Below are 17149 nucleotides of genomic sequence, written 5' to 3'. Positions count from 1 at the left end.
GGCGGGGCGCCCTTCGGATCGCCGATAGCTTTCCGCCGCGTCCCGGGCAAGAACGCATCGCGGGACGAGACGATGCGTTCGCGAGCGATGGCGGGGACGGGATGGCGCGTTGGGTCGCGGGGCTCGACGGCTGCCGGGGCGCCTGGGCGGGGGCGCTCCTCGACCTCGACCATCCGGAGCGGCACCGCTGCGCCCTGTTTCCCGACGTGGCGGCGCTCCTCGACGCGCCGGAGCAGCCGCTGATCGTCGGCATCGACGTGCCGATCGGCCTGCCGGATCGGGTTTTCGGGGGCGGCAGGGCTGCCGACTTGGCCGCCCGGGTCCGGCTCGGGGCCGCGCGATCCTCGGTCTTCTCGATGCCGCCCCGGGCGGCGATCGACGCGCCCGACTACGAATCCGCGAAAGCCGCCTCCCGGGCGGCGAGCGAGCCGCCCTTCGCGCCTTCGATCCAGGGCTACAACATCTTCCGCTATGTCCGCGCCGTGGACACCCTGCTGCGGGCGCGGCCGGAGGCGTTGGCGCGGGTCCACGAGGTCCACCCGGAGGTGGCGTTCCACGCGCTCAACGGCGGCCGCCCCCTCGGCCTGCCGAAGAAGGGCGCCCGCGCCCGCGAGGGCCTGGCCCTGCGCCGGAGCCTGCTCGAAGCGGTCGGCCTGCCGGTGACCCTGCTCGACGCCCGGGCGAAGGGCGTGCCGGCCGACGATCATCTCGACGCTTTGGCCGCCCTGGTGGTGGCTTGGGACATCCTCGAAGGCCGCGCCGTGCCGCTGCCGGACCCGCCGGATCGGGATGCGCATGGGCTGCCGGTGGTGATCTGGGCGCCGGCTATTCGGGGGCCATGATCGGTGGTTTCGAGGTCAGGTGAGGCGCTCAATTCCTCCTGATCGCGCGCGCGACCCGTGTCCGTCCGGGTAGGCGCGCTCTAGCTCAGCCTCATGAGCGCGCCGAACCCCCTCCCGATCCGCCACGTTGCCCGGGCGATCGTCCTCGATCCGCAGGACCGGATCCTGCTGATCGCCTACGCGTCGGTCCACGCCAAGGGGCCGGACGGCGAGCCGCTGCGGTTCTGGTTCATGCCCGGGGGCGGGCTGGAGCCCGGCGAGGACCACGTCACTGCCTGCCGGCGTGAGCTGGGCGAAGAGATCGGCCGTGACGATGCGGAGATCGGCCCGCAGGTCGCGGCCTGCGATGGGCCGTTCCACCTGTTCCGCCAGTCGCGGGACGCCCGCGAGCGCTACTTTCTCGTTCGCCTGCCCGACGACCGGGTCGATACCAGCCGGCTGGCCGAGACCGAGGACAACCCGGTGATCGGGACCCGCTGGTGGCCGCTGGCCGAGCTCCGGGCGAGCGGCGAGCGCGTCGAGCCGGTGGGTCTCGCCGACCTGGCGGGCGATCTCGCCGCAGGGACTATTCCGACCCAGCCGCACGTTCTGACTTGGCACGATCGCTGATCCGGATCTCGCACCTGCGAAGACCGCAACCTTGAGGAGATGGCATGTTCCCTGAATTCCTGACCGAGGGCTACCGCGCGTTCCTGGCGGACCGGTTTCCCACCGAGCGCCGGCGCTTCGCGCAGCTCGCCCAGAGCCAGGAGCCTCAGATCCTGGTGATCAGCTGCTGCGACAGCCGCGTCGCCCCCGAGGCGATCTTCGATGCCGGCCCGGGCGAATTGTTCGTGATCCGCAACGTCGCCAACATCGTGCCGACCTACGAGCCGGACGGCGCCTATCACGGCACCTCGGCGGCGATCGAGTTCGCAGTCCAGGCCCTGGAGGTGAAGCACATCGTCGTGCTCGGCCACGCCACCTGCGGCGGCATCAAGGCCTTCGCCAGCAAGGCCGCGCCGCTTTCGAGCAGCAACTTCATCGGCAAGTGGGTCTCGCTCGTGGGCGCCGCCGAGGCCAAGGCCGGCGATTCGAGCGCGCCCGACTACCTGACCCGGATGGAGCACGCCATGGTCAGCCAGAGCATCGAGAACCTGCTGAGCTTCCCGTTCGTGAAGGAACGGGTCGAGGACGGCCGGCTCAACCTCCACGGCGCGCATTTCGGCGTGGCCAACGGCGTGCTGCTGGTGCGCGATCCCGAGACCGGCGATTTCCACCCGGCGGTGGACAATGCGGGGCGCAAGGTGCTGCCGACGGCGGTGGCCTGCGACTGAGCGATTATTGAGCGGCTTGAGGTGCTTGTTCGACACCTCAAGCCGAGGGGCTTCGGCTGCTTGCGAAGCTCGACGCTCCGTCGCTCAAGCTTGGACCGGCAGACCCACTTGTCGCCGGATCCGGCGTGGGTCCCCTCTCCCGCTGGGGAGAGGGGCCTGTTGCGGCCTTCACAAACCGGTGTGAGGAACGGGGCCAACACGGCGGAGTGGGCTTGAGACCGCCTGCAGGCGTTGGGGGTTAGACCCTTCCATCGCTCTCGCGCACTTTCGGCAGAAGCGCTCTGCTTGCCGCCTCGCACCGTCATCACGAGCGCAGCGAAGTGACCCAGGGACACACCCACGGTCTGCGAGCGAGCGCCGCCCTGGGTTGCTTCGCTGCGCTCGCAATGACGGTGGGGGCGCGACCAGACACAAAAAAGGCGGCGGGCTCGCGCCCACCGCCTCTTGCCGTACCGCCCGGCCGAAGCCGGGCGATCCCAAAAATTACATGGCGCCCGGCAGGCGCTGGGCGTGGTCGTAATGCGCCTGCAGGGCCGGCAGGGCCTGTTGGGCGTAGTTGCGCAGGGCCGGGTTCGGGCCACCCTGGGCGTAGGCCTGGGTCATGGCGATCGTCATCTGGTGCGCCTGGATCTGCTGGGTCGCGTAGAGACGGTCGAAGCGCGGGCCGGCCGGGGTCGCCGACAGCTCGGCGAGCATCGCCTGCTGCTCCGGGCTCGGCGGGACGACCGTGGACGCGCCGGTGGCCATGGCATCGCCGCGGCCCATACGGCCGCCCGCCTGTGCGCCGTTGGCGGCGCCGGATCCGAGACCCTCGAGGCCGCCGACCGGGCCGCCCGCCAGGGTGCCGCCGACCACGCCGGTCGCCGCGCCGACACCGGCGCCGACAGCGCTGCCAGCCACGGACAGCGGGGCGGTCACGAGGCCGCCGAGGCCCTCGTCACGGGCCGCCATGTAATTGCTCTCGCCGCCGGCCAGCGCCACGTTGGCGGCGCGGTGGTCACGGATCGTCTCCTGGGCGAAGGACCGCACCTTCGGGCTGCGCGACTTCGACAGCGCGATCTGCGAGGACTGGATCTCGAACGCATTGGCCTGCATCGACTGCAGGCGGAAATCGTTGGCGCCCTGCGCGAAGGCCGGGGTCGACAGGGCCAGGACGAGCGCGGACGCGGCAGCGTAATTCTTCAACATGAGAACCTCGAGTACGAGTGAAGACGCGAACCGGCACGCGGGGCCAGGGGCGGAAGCCTGGACCTCTTTGGAGGACCAAGATCTCGCGGCCGAAACCGTGCGGCGACACGTTCGCGAATTGGTTCGACAACGGGGCCATCGGCCTATGGTTCCTGCCGTTTTGTGCTTAGGGCCTTGGATTAAAGCGACTCTATTGGTGCAGACGGCTCCGTGATCCTGATCGAAGTCCAGATCCTGCGCGCCGCGGCTGCCCTGATGGTGGTCTGGCACCATGCCCGGCACGAGGCCGGGCTGCTGGCCCTGCGCGGCGCGGGTCCGGCCCTCGATCCCGGCACGCTGCTGCCGTGGTGGGGCGGGGTCGATCTGTTCTTCGTGATCTCGGGCTTCGTCATCGTGCATGCGAGCGGCCGGCTGTTCGGGGTGCCGGGCGGACGCGCCCGCTTCCTGGCCCACCGGGTCGCCCGGGTGGTGCCACTCTACTGGCTGGTGAGCCTAGTCTACCTCGCCCTCGCCCTGGCGCGCCCCGACCTCCTCGGGGATGCGGCGGCCCTGGTGAACGAGCCCGGCACGATCCTGACGGGGTTCCTGTTCTGGCCGGCGGCCCGGCCGGACGGCATCGTCCAGCCCCTCTACGGCCTCGGCTGGACCCTCAACTACGAGGCGTTCTTCTACGGCCTGTTCGCGATCGGGCTCGGCTTCGGCCGGCGCGGTGCCGTGGCCTGGCTCGCCCTGGCCCTGGTGACGCTGGTTGCCTTGGGCGCGCTCGTGCCCGGACTGCCGGTGCCGGTCCGGTTCTGGGCGAACCCGATCGTGCTGGAGTTTCTGCTTGGCGCCGGGCTCGCCCTCGCCCACCGAGAAGGTTTTCGGCCAGGCGTTTCGCTTCGCCTGGGGCTCGCGATCCTGGGGCTCCTCGGGCTGGGCCTGGCCGCCCGCCTGCTCGTCGGTGACGGCGCGGCCGACGGGGTCCTGCGCCCGCTGCTGGTCGGCGTGCCGGCATCCCTGCTGGTCGCCGCCGCCCTCGGGCCGGAGCGGCAGGCCGCTGAGATCGCGGCGCTGCCGGTGGCGCTGCGCGGGCTCGCGCGCCTCGGGGATGCCTCGTACGCCCTCTACCTCGTGCATCCCTTCGCCCTGCGCCTCGGGCGCGAGGCCCTGCTACGGCTCGGCCTCGCCCCAGGCCTGCATCCCTGGGGCAGCCTCGCCGTGATGGTCGCCGGCAGCGTCGTGGCGGCTCTGCTGGTCCACCGCTGCATCGAGCGGCCCCTGACCCGGTGGGCCCGGGCGCGTCTCGATCCCGGCGCCGCGCAAAACCGTGTGCGCGCCGTCCCCGCCCCGGTTCCCCCCGGGCGTCGGTCGGATTAGCCTCGCGTACCGGAGGAGGATGCCGCGATGAAGACCCTGCTCGTTCCCGTCGCGATGCACGACGGCCTGACCTCCGTGTTCGAGACCACCCGGCTCGCGGCGTCACGCTTCGGCAGCCTGATCGAGGGCGTGTCCCTGCGCCCGGCGCTCGCCGAATACGTGCCGGTCGACATGGTCGGCGGCATGACCTGGCTGCGCGACGAGGAGGCCGACCGGGCCGAGGCCGAGGAGGCCGGCGGGCGCTTCGTCGCCTTCATGGACGCGGCCGGCATCCCGCGGCACGCCCGCGACGGGCTCTGCATCGCCGAGAAGGTGGCTGATGCCGGCCCGCGCTACCGCTGGCGGCAGGACGTGCCCACCGGCGACGCATTCCTCGGCCAATATGCCCGGCTGTTCTCGGCCACCGTGGTCGGACGCCCGGGGACCACCGACAACGCCCCGCGCATGACCACCTTCGAGACCGCCCTGTTCGAGGGCGGCCGTCCAATCCTGCTGGCGCCGCCCCTCGCCCCCACGACGCTGGGTGACGCGATCCTGATCGCCTGGAACGGCTCCACCGAGACCGCCCGGGCGGTGGCCTTCGCCATGCCGTTCCTGCGCCGGGCCGAGCGGGTGCTGGTGCTCAGCGTCGAGGGCGGCATGGTGCCGGGGCCGAGCGCCCAGGACCTCGCTCAGGCCCTGGCCTGCGAGGGTGTGGCGGCCTCGCACCGCGCCCTCCCGGCCGGCCGGCGGGCGCCGGGCGAGACGTTTCTCGGCGAGGCCAAGGCGTTCGGCTGCGATCTGCTGATCAAAGGCGCCTACACCCAAAGCCGACTGCGCCAGATGATTTTCGGCGGCGTCACCAGCCACGTCCTGGCCCATGCCGACATGCCGGTGCTGCTGGCCCATTGATGGGATCTGGAACCGCCGCGCGCGCCTGGCGTTCGGCCACCGCAGCCGGATCAGGATCCCCGTGACGACAGCCGTGACCCGCCTCCTCCTCGCTTCCCTGCTGGCCGTCTCGGCGGTGACTGCCGCCTGGGCGCAACCGACCACCGCCCGGTTCCGCGGCATCGTCGAATGGGCCGAGGCCGACCGAATCCAGATCCGCCGCCCAGGCGGCAGCACCCTGACCCTGCGGATGAACCCGCGGACCCGGGTCTTCGCGGTGACCGAAGCGGCCCTGCGCAACATCAAGCCCGAGAGCTACGTCAGCGTGCTGGCAACCCCCGGGGCCGCGCCGCTGCGGGCTAAGGCCGTGACGCTGTACTCCCCCTCCGAGCGCGGCTTCGAGGCCGGGACGCAGCCCTGGGATACCGATCCGGGCGCGACCTTCACGGCTGGCTGGGTCGCCGACCTGAAGGGCGGCCGCCCGCTCCGGCTGACGCTGGGCTTTGGCGGCGGGCAGGCGAGTTTCGAGATCCCGGCCGGGACCCCGGTCACCGCGATCGCCCCCGGCGAAAAGGCCCTGCTCGAACCCGGCGCGGCCGTCACCCTGTTCACCCAGTCCGGGCCGGACGGCGCCCTCTCGGTCGGCACGATCGCGGTGGGCCGCCAGGGCGCCGTGCCGTCGTTCTGACGATGGCTCTGCTGCGGTTGCGTCATCGCTCCGCGCATCGGGGAGGCGCGCCGCGGCGCAAGCTGCGCTACATCGTCGTGCCATGACCGAGTCTGCCTTCGCCCTCGATCCGCGCCTGGCTGCCGACACCGTCGAGGTGGGCGACCTCGCCCTGTGCCGCGTGCTGCTGATGGACGATGCCCGGTTCCCCTGGCTGATCCTGGTGCCGCGCCGCCCGGACGTCTCCGAGATCACCGACCTGTCCGAGGCCGACGCTGCGGATTTGTGGCGGGAGACCCGCATCGCAACCGGGGTGATGCAGGCGCTGTCGAAGCCCGACAAGGTCAATGTCGGAGCCCTCGGCAACGTCGTGGCGCAACTCCACGTCCACGTTGTCGGCCGCTTCCGCTCCGACCCGGCCTGGCCGGGCCCGGTCTGGGGCTTCGAGACGCGAAAGCCCTACCCGTTCCATGCCCGCGCCCAGCTGATCGAGCGCGCCGGTGCCCTGTTCTCCGCGGCCTGACCCTTCCATGACCGATCCCCGCGACACCCTCGGCTTCGTCCGCAACCGCCTCGACCGGCACTCGGCCGAACAGCCCGAGGAGGCGGTGCCGCCGTTCGATGCGCCGGATGCGCGCCTCGTCCTGATCTGCGGCGACCGGATCGTGCTGCGCGGGGCGACCGCGCTGATCACCCCCGCCGACGCGCCCGAGCTTTCCGGGACGCGGATCTTCTTGGGGCATCGGGATGGAAGGCCCGTCTTCGCCGCGTCCGCCCCGGCCGAGGCCGCGGAGGGGTTTTCGGATGCCGAGGCCCGCACCCTCGACCTGCGCGCCATCGCCACCGAATCCGCCGTCGAGGCCGAGGAGCTGGGCCTGCTGGCGGTTGCGAAGTCGATGCTCGACTGGCACGCCCGGCACGGCTTCTGCGCCAATTGCGGCACCGCCACCGTCCCGAAGGCCGGCGGCTTCCGCCGGGAATGCCCGAGCTGCAACGCCCACCATTTCCCCCGGGTCGATCCGGTGGTGATCATGCTGGTGCGCCGGGGCGAGACCTGCCTGCTCGGGCGCGGCCCGCATTTCCGCCCGCACATGTATTCCTGCCTCGCCGGCTTCCTGGAGCCCGGCGAGACCATCGAGGATGCGGTGCGACGGGAGGTTTTCGAGGAGACCCGGATCCGGGTCGGCGCGGTCACCTACCGGACCTCGCAGCCCTGGCCGTTCCCATCCTCGCTGATGCTCGGCTGCGCCGCCGAGGCCCTCGACGGTACCATCGTGACCGACCCGACCGAGCTGGAGGATGCCCGCTGGTTCGACCGCGCCGCCGTCGCCGCCATGCTGGCCGGCACCCATCCCGAGGGCATCCAGGCCCCGCCGCCCATGGCGATCGCCAACTACCTGATGCGGGCCTTCGTGGCTGGCGAGACCTGATGTTCTCGCGCCGTTCTAGCCCTTCCCGCCGGCCTGTCGGCTCGGGTCGTCGGCGGGGTTGATGTAGTTCAGCCCGAACGGGCCGGAGCCGTTGACCTGCAGTTCCACCGGCTCGTCGGTGGTCCAGAGGGAATGGGGCATGTCCTCCGGCAGGTAGACGAAGCCGCCGGCCTTCAGCGCCGCGCCCTTGGCCTTGTCGAGGGTCTCCCCATGCGCGTGGTAGATCGAGCCGGACAGGATCGTCAGCGTTTCCGCCTTGGAATGCGTGTGCGGGGCGATCACCGTGTTAGCGGGAAACTTCAGTCGCAGCACGAATGGCCCGGGCTTGGCCGGATCGCCGGCGACCTGGCTGATCTGCGTGCCCTTCGGCAGGTTCGCCGGCCCCGGCCCGTAGACGACTGACGCCCCGTCGGGCTTCACCACCATCCCGGGGGCATCGTGATCCGCCGCCAGGGCCGGCCCGGCCGCGATCAGCAGAGCCGCGACACCGAGCCAAGAGCGTGTTGTCATGGTGCGCCTCCCAGATCCCGCGGGCGTCTTTCGCGCCCGCAGGCTTTTTCTGGGGTCGGCTTGGCGGTTTCCCAGGCGCGGGGGCTGGCGCAGATCGCCGCGGGGTTGGGTGCGCTGCGGCTCGTTGGCGTAACGCGCCTCAATAGACCCACTGCCCCGCTGTTCGGGAGAGGAGCGGCGCGCTCTAGCTCTGCGGGTAAGCCGTGACGAAGACGCCGTCGCCCGTTTCCTGATGGAGCCACACCGACAGGACGTTCCGGCTCGTGCCATCCGGCATCGCCATCGGGCCCTCGACGGCGAGCTGAGCACCGTAGCGTCCGTGCCGGACACTGACGACTGGGTTCGCGGCGACATGATCGAGCAAAGCGTCGGCTAGCGCTTTCGGATCTTCTAGGCGAAATCCGCGCGCGATGAAGAATTTGGCCTTGGACCCGCCGTCGGGATGCGCCAGATCGAGCAGGTAGTGAACGATCTTCTCGTGCGGAACGAGCGCGTTCCTGAATGGAACACGCGAGTCGATCAAAAGGCGGGTTCCGTCGTGACCCGGAACTGGTCCGGCTCGAGCGTGACCAGGGCTGCGAAGGGTTTGGTGAACTCAACCTCGTAGGCCGCCCCCCGCGCCCAAGTGCCGACGATCGTGCCCTCGCTGCCCGCAGGCAGGATGTGGCCGTCCTCAGTCTCGTGACGATCGACAAGCGTCACTCGGCTCAGCTCGCGGATCGCGGCGCCCTGCCCCAAAGTTCGAGCATAGAAGGTCGAGTCGAATGACATGCGATCATTCTACCGCGGATCACGCCGGCCAGCAAAAGCTATGGGCGTGATTGCTTCGGCATTGCCAATGCTAGAACGGTACCGCCTAGCCTCAGATCGCCACCCGCACCGGCGCTGCCTCGACCGGCACCGCCGCTCGCATTTCCGAGAACGCCTCGCCGACCATCAGCAGCGCCGGTCCGTCGAGGCCGGCGGCTTCGACCCGGTCGGCGAGGTCGGCGGCGGTGCCGCGCAGCGAGGCCTGGTTCGAGCGGCTGACGTTGAAAACCAGCAAAGCCGGCGTCGAGGGCGCCAACCCCTCCTCCACCGCCCGGGCGAGCAGCGCCCGCAGCGTGCGCTTGGGCATGTAGACCACCGTGGTCACGCTCGGATCGGCGAGCGCGCCCCAGTTCAGATCGTCCGGCAGGGCGCCGCGGCGGTCGTGGCCGGTGACGAATTGCAGGCGGCGGGCGGCGTCGCGGTGGGTCAGCGACAGGCCCAGCGCCGCCGCCGCTCCCTGCGCGGCCGAGATGCCCGGCACCACGGTCACGGGGATGCCGGCGGCCCGGCAGGCCTCGATCTCTTCGCCGGCCCGGCCGAACACCAGCGGGTCGCCGGATTTCAGCCGCACCACCTGCTTGCCGGTGCGGGCGAGCTGCACCATCAGGGCGTTGATGTCGTCCTGCCGGCACGACGGGCCGTGGCCGGTCTTGCCCACCAGCATGGTCCGCGCCTCGCGGCGGGCATAGTCCAGGATCTCGGGGGCGACGAGATCGTCGTACAGGATCACGTCGGCGTTGCGCAGCGCCCGCAGGGCCTTGAGGGTCAGGAGCTCCGCATCGCCCGGGCCCGCCCCGACCAGCGTCACCGCGCCGCCCTTCGGCGCCGCCTCGGTCTCGCCCAGCAGCTCGGCCAAATCCTGCTGCGTCGGCGCCCGGTCGGGCTCGGCGAAGGCGCGGTCGGTGAACCGCTCCCAGAAGCTGCGCCGCTCACTGAACCCGTGGAACCGGGCGGTGACGCCGTCCCGCCAGTCGCGGGCGGCCCCGACCCAGCGGGCGAACCCACGGGGCAGCATCGCCTCGATCCGCGCGCGCACGGTCTGGCCGAAGACCGGGGCGGCGCCCTCCGTGGAGATGCCGACGACCAGCGGCGAGCGGTTGACGATGGCGCCGAACTTCACGTCGCACAGGTGCGGCCGGTCGACGGCGTTGACGATGGCGCCCGCCCCCCGGGCCGCGACCACGAAGGCGACGCAGTCGGACTCGTCCTCCAGGGCGCCGATGCAGAAGGCCGCGCCCCAGAGGTCGTTCGGCGTCCAGGCGCGCTCGTGCAGCGCGACGCTCCCGTCGACGATCTCGCCCGGCACCGCGCGCAGTTCCTCGCTGGGCTCGGGCGCGTAGACGTCGACATGGGCGCCGGCCGCGGCCAGGACCTTCACCTTCCACGGCGCCCCGCCGGAGGAGCCGGCGAGCACCACCCGCTTACCGCGCAGGGGCACGAACACCGGCAGCACCGCCAACGGCTCGAGGCCGGCGGATTGGGTCTCGCGGGGGGCGCGGGCTGCGCGCAGGGGGGCCTGTGTCTCGGTCACGAATCTGTCCTGGGTCGTCCCTGTCGGCCGTCCCATCCATACCCCTCATCCTGAGGTGCCCGGCGATCGAAGATCGCTGCGCCTCGAAGGAGATCTCCAGGAATCGCGGAGCTGGCTGGAGGGCTCCTTCGAGGCGGCTTCGCCGCACCTCAGGATGAGGGTGTGGATGGGATAGACCGGTCCGTCCTCAAGGTGACATCATATCAGAAAATCACGCGGCGCGGGCGGTCTCCCGGGTCAGCATCTTGCGGATCTCCGGGATGCAGGAGCCGCAATTCGTGCCGGCCTTGCAGGCGGCGCCCACGGCCTCCACGGACCCGGCCCCCGCGCCGATCGTGGCGGCGATCACGTCGGCGCCGACGCCGTGGCAGGCGCAGACCACCGGACCCGCCGAGGCGGTGGCGGCGCGGCCCGAGAGCAGCGCCCGGCGCTCGGCTGCCTCGGGCTCCTCGATGGCGAACAGGGCCTTGGCCGCCTCCCAGTCGGGGCGGGCCTCCGCCGGGGCGTAGGCCAGGCAGGCGACCAGCCGGGCGCCGTCATAGACGGCACAGCGGTAGCGGTCGCGGGCGTGATCGGCATATTCGGCGAGCTCGAAGCCGGCCAGCGCGTCGCTCTGGATCAGCCCGCGCACCAGCAGCGCCACGGCGCTGGAACTCGCCGCGGTGGCGAATTGCACGCCCCAGCCGCCGGTGATCGACGCCCGCGCCCACCACCAGCCCTCCGGCAGGGCCACCTGTCGGCGCGACAGCAGGAAGCCCCGGGCGCGGTAGGCGACGGGCTCCAGGGCGGCCGGGGTCGCCTTCAGCTCGGGCTGGCCCGAGACCGGATCCGGCACGCCGCGCACCAGGGCGCCGACCCGGGCCTTCGACGCGTAGGCGCTGCCCCAGTGCATCGGCATGAACAGGCCGCCCGGCACCACGGAGTCCGTGATCATCACTTCGAGCTCGGCCTCGCCGTGCTCGGTGCGCAGACGCGCGATGCCGCCCTCGGTCAGGCCCAAGGTGGTCGCATCATCGGGGTGCACCTCAACGAACGGGACGGCGCGGTGGGCCGAGAGGCGCTGGCTCTTCCCGGTGCGCGTCATCGTGTGCCAGTGGTCGCGCACCCGGCCGGTGTTGAGCACGAAGGGGAAATCCTCCGAGACCGCCTGGGCGAGGCCCGGCGGCTGCACCGCCACGAAGCGGGCGCGGCGGTCGAAGGTGTAGAACCGGCCGTCGCCGAACAGCCGGGCCTTGCCCTGCGGCGCGCCCTTCGGGCCGGAGCGCTTCGGGATCGGCCATTGCACCGGCAGGTTGATGTCGTAGGCGGCGTCGCTGAGGTCGGTGAGTGCGCCGAGATCGAAGTCGCGGGTGCCGTTGTTCTCGTAGGCCGAGAGCCCGGCATGCTCGCGGAACACGGCTGCCGCCGAGTCGAACGCGAAGGCCCGGCCGTGGCCGAGCCGGCGTCCGACCTCGGACAGCACCGCCCAGTCCGCCCGCGCCTCGCCGGGGGCGGCCAGGAATCGGCGTTGACGGGAGATCCGCCGCTCGGAATTGGTGACCGTGCCGTCCTTCTCGCCCCAGGCGAGAGCCGGCAGCAGCACCGTGGTCTTGCCGAGGCCCAGCACCGTGTCGGAATCGGCCATCACCTCGGAGACGGCGTAGAGCTCGAGCCCCTTCAGGGCCTCGCGGATCCGATCGGCCTGCGGCATCGAGACCAGCGGGTTGGTGCCCATCACCCACAGGGCCTTGATCTTGCCGCGGGCGACCGCCTCGAACAGGGCCACCGCCTTCATGCCCTCGCCGGTGACGATCCGGGGGGCGCCCCAGAACCGGCGGACCCGGTCCACCTCCTCGGGGGCGAAGTGCATGTGCGCGGCCAGCATGTTGGCCAAGCCCCCGACCTCGCGCCCCCCCATGGCGTTGGGCTGGCCGGTCAGCGAGAACGGCCCCATCCCGGTCTCGCCGATGCGGCCGGTGATCAGGTGGCAATTGATGATGCTGTTGCCTTTGTCGGTCCCTTGCGCCGACTGGTTCACCCCCTGCGAGAAGGCGGTGACCACCCGGCGGGTGCCGGCGAACAGGTCGTAGAAGGCGGCGATGTCGGAGGCCGGCACGCCGGTGGCAGCCGCGACGGCGGCGACATCGGGCGCGATGGCGCGGGCGCGGTCGAGGGCAGCGTCGAGTCCGGCGGTGTGCGAGTCCACGAAGGCCCGATCGCGGAAGCCGTTATCGGCGAGGTGTACGAGCAACCCTGAGAACAGCGCCACGTCGCTGCCGGGTTTGATCCCGAGGAACAGGTCGGCTTCCTGGCCGGTCTGGGTCCGGCGCGGGTCGATCACCACGAACTTCGTGCCCCGCCGGGCCTTGGCGTCGGCCATGCGCCGGAACAGGATCGGGTGGCACCAGGCGGTGTTCGACCCGACCATCACGATCAGGTCGGCCTCGTCGAGATCCTCGTAGCAGCCCGGCACCGTGTCGGAGCCGAAGGCGCGGCGGTGGGCCGCGACCGCGCTCGACATGCACAGCCGTGAATTGGTGTCGACGTGGGGCGTGCCGATGAAGCCCTTCGCCAGCTTGTTGGCGACGTAATAATCCTCGGTGAGGAGCTGCCCCGAGAGGTAGAAGGCGATCGCATCCGGCCCGTGGGCCTCGGCCACCGCGCGCAGTTTTTCCGATACGGTCGACAGCGCCACGTCCCACGAGGCCTGGACCCCATCGACCTGCGGGTGGAGCAGCCGGTTCTCCAACGACAGGGTCTCGCCGAGCGCCGAGCCCTTCGAGCATAGCCGGCCGAAATTGGCCGGATGCTCGGTGTCGCCCGCGATCGCCGCGCCGCCGCTCCCGTCCGGGGTCGCGAGCACGCCGCACCCGACCCCGCAATAGGGGCAGGTCGTCCGCACCGTCGGGTCTGCCACGGACAGGGTCATGGCTGGGTCCTCGAAAGTTTTTTGTTCGACGGCTGCCGCAAGAGGCGGGCCGCGCTCCCTGTCACCCGACAGCGAGTGGATCGCCCCCATTGCCGGATGGGGGCGGGTCCCCTCTCCCGTGCGGGAGAGGGACAGGGTGAGGGATGCGACTTCTCCGGAGAGATCTGACCCCTCACCCCAACCCTCTCCCGCATGGGAGAGGGGGCGCGTCGCTCTCCGCATGGACCGCGGCGTGACCACCGTGGCCCACACGGAGAGGGCGCGGCTCAGTACACGTCGGCCTGGTAGCGGCCGGTCTTCTTGAGGGCGGCGAGATAGGCGACCGCGTCCTCGGGGCTCTTGCCCCCATGGCTGGCCGCCACGTCGATGATCGCCCGCTCCACGTCCTTGGCCATGCGCTTGGCATCGCCGCAGACGTAGAAATGCGCGCCGCCTTCGAGCCACTTCCACAGATCGGCGCCGTTCTCGCGCATCCGGTCCTGGACGTAGGTCTTCTCGCTGCCGTCCCGGGACCAGGCGAGCGACAGGCGGGTCAGGATCTTGTCGTCCTTCAGCGTGTTCAGCTCGTCCTTGTAGAAGAAGTCCGTGGCCTGGCGCTGGTGGCCGTAGAACAGCCAGTTGCGGCCGGGCGCCTGGGTCGCGGCGCGCTCGCGCAGGAACGACCGGAACGGCGCGATGCCGGTGCCGGGGCCGCACATGATCACGTCCTTGGACAGGTCCGCCGGCAGGGCGAAGCCATGGGCCTTCTGCAGGTAGATCTTGACGTGGGTCTGCTCGGGCAGGCGCTCGCCGAGATGCGTGGAGGCGACGCCCAGCCGAAGCCGCGAGCGGTGGTTGTAGCGCACCGCATCCACGGTCAGGGACACGATCCCGACATCCATCTTCGGCGAGGACGAGATCGAGTAGAGCCGCGGCTGCAGCTCGTCGAGGGCCTCCAAGAAGACTTCCGCGTCGGGCCGGGCGCCGGGGAACTTGTGCAGGGCGCCGAGCACGTCGAGGTAGGCGGCGTCGCCGTCCGGATCCTCGCCGGACGCCAAGGCCTGCGCCTTCTTGCGGGCCGCGCCCGAGGTGAGCAGAGACAGCAGCTGGTAGAGGTTGTCCGGCGCGGCGCCGAGCGCGTAATCCTTGAGCAGGTGGTCGCGCAGGGTCTTGGTCCCGATCATGCGCTCGGGCCGGGCGCCGAGCTCGGCGATCACGGCGTCGACCAGCGCCGGGGCGTTGGCCGGGAACAGACCGAGTGAGTCGCCGGCCTCGTAGGTGATCGGCGTGCCGTCGAGCCCGATCTCGATGTGCCAGGTCTCCTTCTCGCCGCCCGGATCGTTGAGGCGGCGGCGGGACAGGAACAGCGCCTCGACCGGGTTCTCGCGGCAGAAGCCGAGCGGGCCGAGATCGGCCGCTGGCTTCGGGGCGTCGTCCTCGGCCTTCGGGGCAGCCGGCACGCCGCCGGCGGCGACGAACTCCTCCTCCAGCTTCTTGAGCATGCGCAGGGTCTCCTTGCCGCCGGGCTGGCAAAGATTCAGGCGCTCCTCGTTCTTCAGGAAGATCGCATTGGCGTAGTCGGCGCAGTTGTAGCCGCACTGGCCGCAATCCTGCTGGGCCATGGCGGCCATCAGCTTCTGCGGCTCGGGCCGATCTTTTGCCATCGCCATCCGGTCAACGATCGGCACCGAGGGGTCGTGCCAGGGCGCGTCGTCGTTGTCGGCGAGCTTGGGGCCGCCCGGGAGCGCCTCACCCGGCGCGAGGGCGGTCGCCCCGGCGACGGCGGGGCCGAGCAGGGCGGCAAAGTAGCCCGAGAGCCACGAGCGCTGGTCGGCGTCGAAGGGCGCGGTCTCGGGGATCAGGACGAGGGGGGGCGCGACGTGCTCACTCATGCTGCGGCCTTCAGGGCTGGCTGTTCCTCGGCGGCGTCCCGCAGGGCTTCGGCGCCGGTGCGGGCGGTGAAGGACTGGAAGCTCTCGTCCGGGCTTTCCCGGCGGGCCAGGTAGGTGCGCAGCAGCGCTTCGACGCGGAACGGCGCGTCTTCGGCCTTCACGGCCTTCCAGATCTCGGTGCCGATCTTCGGGTTCTCGGCGAAGCCGCCGCCGACCACGATGTCGTAGCCCTCGACGGTGTCGCCCTCCTCGGAGACGACCACCTTGGCGCCGATCAGGCCGATATCGCCGATGTAGTGCTGGGCGCAGGAATGGTGGCAGCCGGTGAGGTGGACGTTCACCGGCACGTCGAGCTCGGTGACGGTGCGCTCGACATGGTCGGCGATGATCAGCGCATGCCCCTTGGTGTCGGAGGCGGCGAACTTGCAGCCCCGGGCGCCGGTGCAGGCGACGAGGCCGGAGCGGATGCCGGCCGCCTTGATGGTGAGGCCCAGCGCCTCGACCCGGCTCTCCACCTCGGCGACCCGCGCGTCCGGGACCCCCGAAACAATAAAATTCTGCCAGACGGTGAGGCGGATCTGGCCGTCGCCGCAATCCCGGGCGATCTCGGCCAAGGCCCGGACTTGGTCGCTCATCATCTTGCCGACCGGCAGGACGATCCCGATCCAGTTGAGGCCGGGCTGCTTCTGGGCGTGGACGCCGACATGGGCAAACCGGTCGGTGGGCCGGCGCGGCGCCACATGGGCGGGCTCGACCCGGTCGAGCTTGCGGCCGAGTTTCTCCTCGACGGCGGCGAGGTACTTGTCGAAGCCCCAGGCGTCGAGGACGTATTTCATCCGGCTCTTGTTGCGGTTGGTCCGGTCGCCGTTCTCGATGAACACCCGGATGATCGCGTCCGCCACCGCGTTGCAATCCTCGGGCTTGAGCACGATGCCGGTGTCGCGGGCGAGGTCCCGGTGGCCGGAGATGCCGCCGAGCACGAGGCGCATCCACACGCCCGGCGCCACCGCGGCACCCTCCAGCACCTCGATCGCCTGGAAGCCGATATCGTTGGTCTCCTCCAGGGTCGGCATCACGCCGCCGCCGTCGAAGGCGACGTTGAACTTGCGCGGCAGGCCGTAGAGCGAGCGGTCGTTGATGATCCAGTTGTTCCAGGATTTCGCCAGCGGGCGGGTGTCCAGCAGCTCCTGGCTGTCGATGCCGGCGGTGGACGAGCCGGTGACGTTGCGGATGTTGTCGGCCCCCGAGCCGCGGGCGGTGAGGCCGATATCGACGAGCCCGTCGAGGAACGGCTGGGCGTGCTCGGGGCTGATCTCGCGCACCTGGAGGTTGGCGCGGGTCGTCACGTGGACGTAGCCGCCACCGTGCCGGTCGGCGAGGTCGGCGACGCCTGCGAACTGCCAATGGTGCAGGATGCCGTTGGGGATCCGCAGGCGGGCCATGTAGCTCACCTGGTTCGGGGCGACCCAGAACAGGCCGTGGTAGCGCCAGCGGAAATTGTCCTCGGGCTTCGGCTGCTTGCCGGCGGCCGCGTCCGCGATCAGGCGGTTATGGCCGTCGAACGGGTTCTCGGCGCGCTTCCACTTCTCCTGCTCGCAGAGCTTGCCGCCGTCCTTGACGGTCTTGTCCTGCGCCTTGAGGTGGATCGCGTCCGGCCCGGTGGGCTCGGCCGGCGCAGCCGGGCCCTGCCCGATCGCCAGGCCGCCGGTCAGGCGCGCCGCGGCGACGCCCGAGGCGAAGCCTTCGAGGTAGCGCTTCTGCTCGGGGTTGAAGCCGTCCGGGGCGGTCTGTGTGGTGGTCTCGGCCATCTGCGCCTCCCTGGATCGCTCGCCGCCGAAGCGGATGCC

16 protein-coding genes are annotated in these 17149 nt (G+C 71.1%); 8 read left to right on the top strand and 8 right to left on the bottom strand.

Annotated elements, in window-relative coordinates:
* Nucleotides 1-101 precede the first annotated feature (101 nt).
* From MKK67_RS28265 to MKK67_RS28255, 3 genes are all read left to right on the top strand, one after another.
* On the top strand, nt 102-842 hold the full coding sequence (locus tag MKK67_RS28265; protein WP_243971806.1) for a DUF429 domain-containing protein: 741 nt from the start codon (nt 102-104) through the stop codon (nt 840-842).
* Nucleotides 843-935: 93 nt separating this feature from the next.
* Complete coding sequence (locus tag MKK67_RS28260; protein WP_243971804.1) at nt 936-1451, top strand: NUDIX hydrolase; 516 nt, start codon at nt 936-938, stop codon at nt 1449-1451.
* 44 nt (nt 1452-1495) lie between these two features.
* Nucleotides 1496-2158, top strand: coding sequence for a carbonic anhydrase (locus MKK67_RS28255; protein ID WP_243971802.1), 663 nt, complete (start codon nt 1496-1498; stop codon nt 2156-2158).
* Nucleotides 2159-2641: 483 nt separating this feature from the next.
* Here the strand turns inward: MKK67_RS28255 and MKK67_RS28250 are convergent, their stop codons facing one another.
* Nucleotides 2642-3346 (bottom strand): DUF4142 domain-containing protein, encoded by a 705-nt coding sequence (locus MKK67_RS28250; RefSeq protein ID WP_243971800.1) that lies wholly within the window; start codon nt 3344-3346, stop codon nt 2642-2644.
* 210 nt (nt 3347-3556) lie between these two features.
* Here MKK67_RS28250 and MKK67_RS28245 point away from each other — a divergent pair, with 210 nt between their 5' ends.
* From MKK67_RS28245 to nudC, 5 genes are all read left to right on the top strand, one after another.
* Nucleotides 3557-4705, top strand: coding sequence for an acyltransferase family protein (locus MKK67_RS28245; RefSeq protein ID WP_243971798.1), 1149 nt, complete (start codon nt 3557-3559; stop codon nt 4703-4705).
* A gap of 27 nt (nt 4706-4732) precedes the next feature.
* Nucleotides 4733-5596, top strand: coding sequence for a universal stress protein (locus tag MKK67_RS28240; protein ID WP_243971796.1), 864 nt, complete (start codon nt 4733-4735; stop codon nt 5594-5596).
* A 61-nt stretch (nt 5597-5657) separates the two neighbouring features.
* The gene (locus MKK67_RS28235) at nt 5658-6263 is read left to right on the top strand and encodes a hypothetical protein (protein ID WP_243971795.1); all 606 of its coding nucleotides are present in this window, start codon (nt 5658-5660) and stop codon (nt 6261-6263) included.
* Nucleotides 6264-6345: 82 nt separating this feature from the next.
* Nucleotides 6346-6765 (top strand): HIT domain-containing protein, encoded by a 420-nt coding sequence (locus MKK67_RS28230; RefSeq protein WP_050732864.1) that lies wholly within the window; start codon nt 6346-6348, stop codon nt 6763-6765.
* 7 nt (nt 6766-6772) lie between these two features.
* Nucleotides 6773-7672, top strand: coding sequence for an NAD(+) diphosphatase (nudC, locus tag MKK67_RS28225; protein WP_243971792.1), 900 nt, complete (start codon nt 6773-6775; stop codon nt 7670-7672).
* Nucleotides 7673-7687: 15 nt separating this feature from the next.
* Here nudC and MKK67_RS28220 read toward each other — a convergent pair whose 3' ends face one another.
* The 7 genes from MKK67_RS28220 to MKK67_RS28190 all read right to left on the bottom strand — a co-directional run bounded on the left by MKK67_RS28220 (nt 7688) and on the right by MKK67_RS28190 (nt 17110).
* A complete protein-coding gene (locus tag MKK67_RS28220; protein ID WP_243971790.1) occupies nt 7688-8182 on the bottom strand; it encodes a cupin domain-containing protein in 495 nt (164 codons plus the stop codon).
* A gap of 184 nt (nt 8183-8366) precedes the next feature.
* Entirely contained in the window at nt 8367-8705 is a 339-nt protein-coding gene (locus MKK67_RS28215) for a DUF6883 domain-containing protein (RefSeq protein ID WP_243971788.1), read from the bottom strand.
* A complete protein-coding gene (locus MKK67_RS28210; protein WP_243971786.1) occupies nt 8702-8953 on the bottom strand; it encodes a DUF4926 domain-containing protein in 252 nt (83 codons plus the stop codon). The genes MKK67_RS28215 and MKK67_RS28210 overlap by 4 nt, the downstream gene beginning before the upstream one ends.
* Before the next feature lie 91 nt (nt 8954-9044).
* On the bottom strand, nt 9045-10523 hold the full coding sequence (cysG, locus tag MKK67_RS28205) for a siroheme synthase CysG (protein WP_409568455.1): 1479 nt from the start codon (nt 10521-10523) through the stop codon (nt 9045-9047).
* A gap of 211 nt (nt 10524-10734) precedes the next feature.
* A complete protein-coding gene (locus MKK67_RS28200) occupies nt 10735-13431 on the bottom strand; it encodes a nitrate reductase (RefSeq protein WP_243971782.1) in 2697 nt (898 codons plus the stop codon).
* A 266-nt stretch (nt 13432-13697) separates the two neighbouring features.
* Nucleotides 13698-15302, bottom strand: coding sequence for a sulfite reductase subunit alpha (locus MKK67_RS28195; protein WP_243971780.1), 1605 nt, complete (start codon nt 15300-15302; stop codon nt 13698-13700).
* Entirely contained in the window at nt 15299-17110 is a 1812-nt protein-coding gene (locus MKK67_RS28190) for a NirA family protein (protein WP_243971777.1), read from the bottom strand. Before MKK67_RS28190 ends, MKK67_RS28195 begins: the two co-directional genes overlap by 4 nt.
* Between the last annotated feature and the right edge of the window lie 39 nt (nt 17111-17149).

Origin of the sequence: Methylobacterium sp. J-072, from assembly GCF_022829425.1 — a bacterium.
GTDB lineage: Bacteria > Pseudomonadota > Alphaproteobacteria > Rhizobiales > Beijerinckiaceae > Methylobacterium.
The sequence above is the reverse complement of the archived record's forward strand: the minus strand, read 5'-3'. Positions and strand labels throughout refer to the sequence as shown.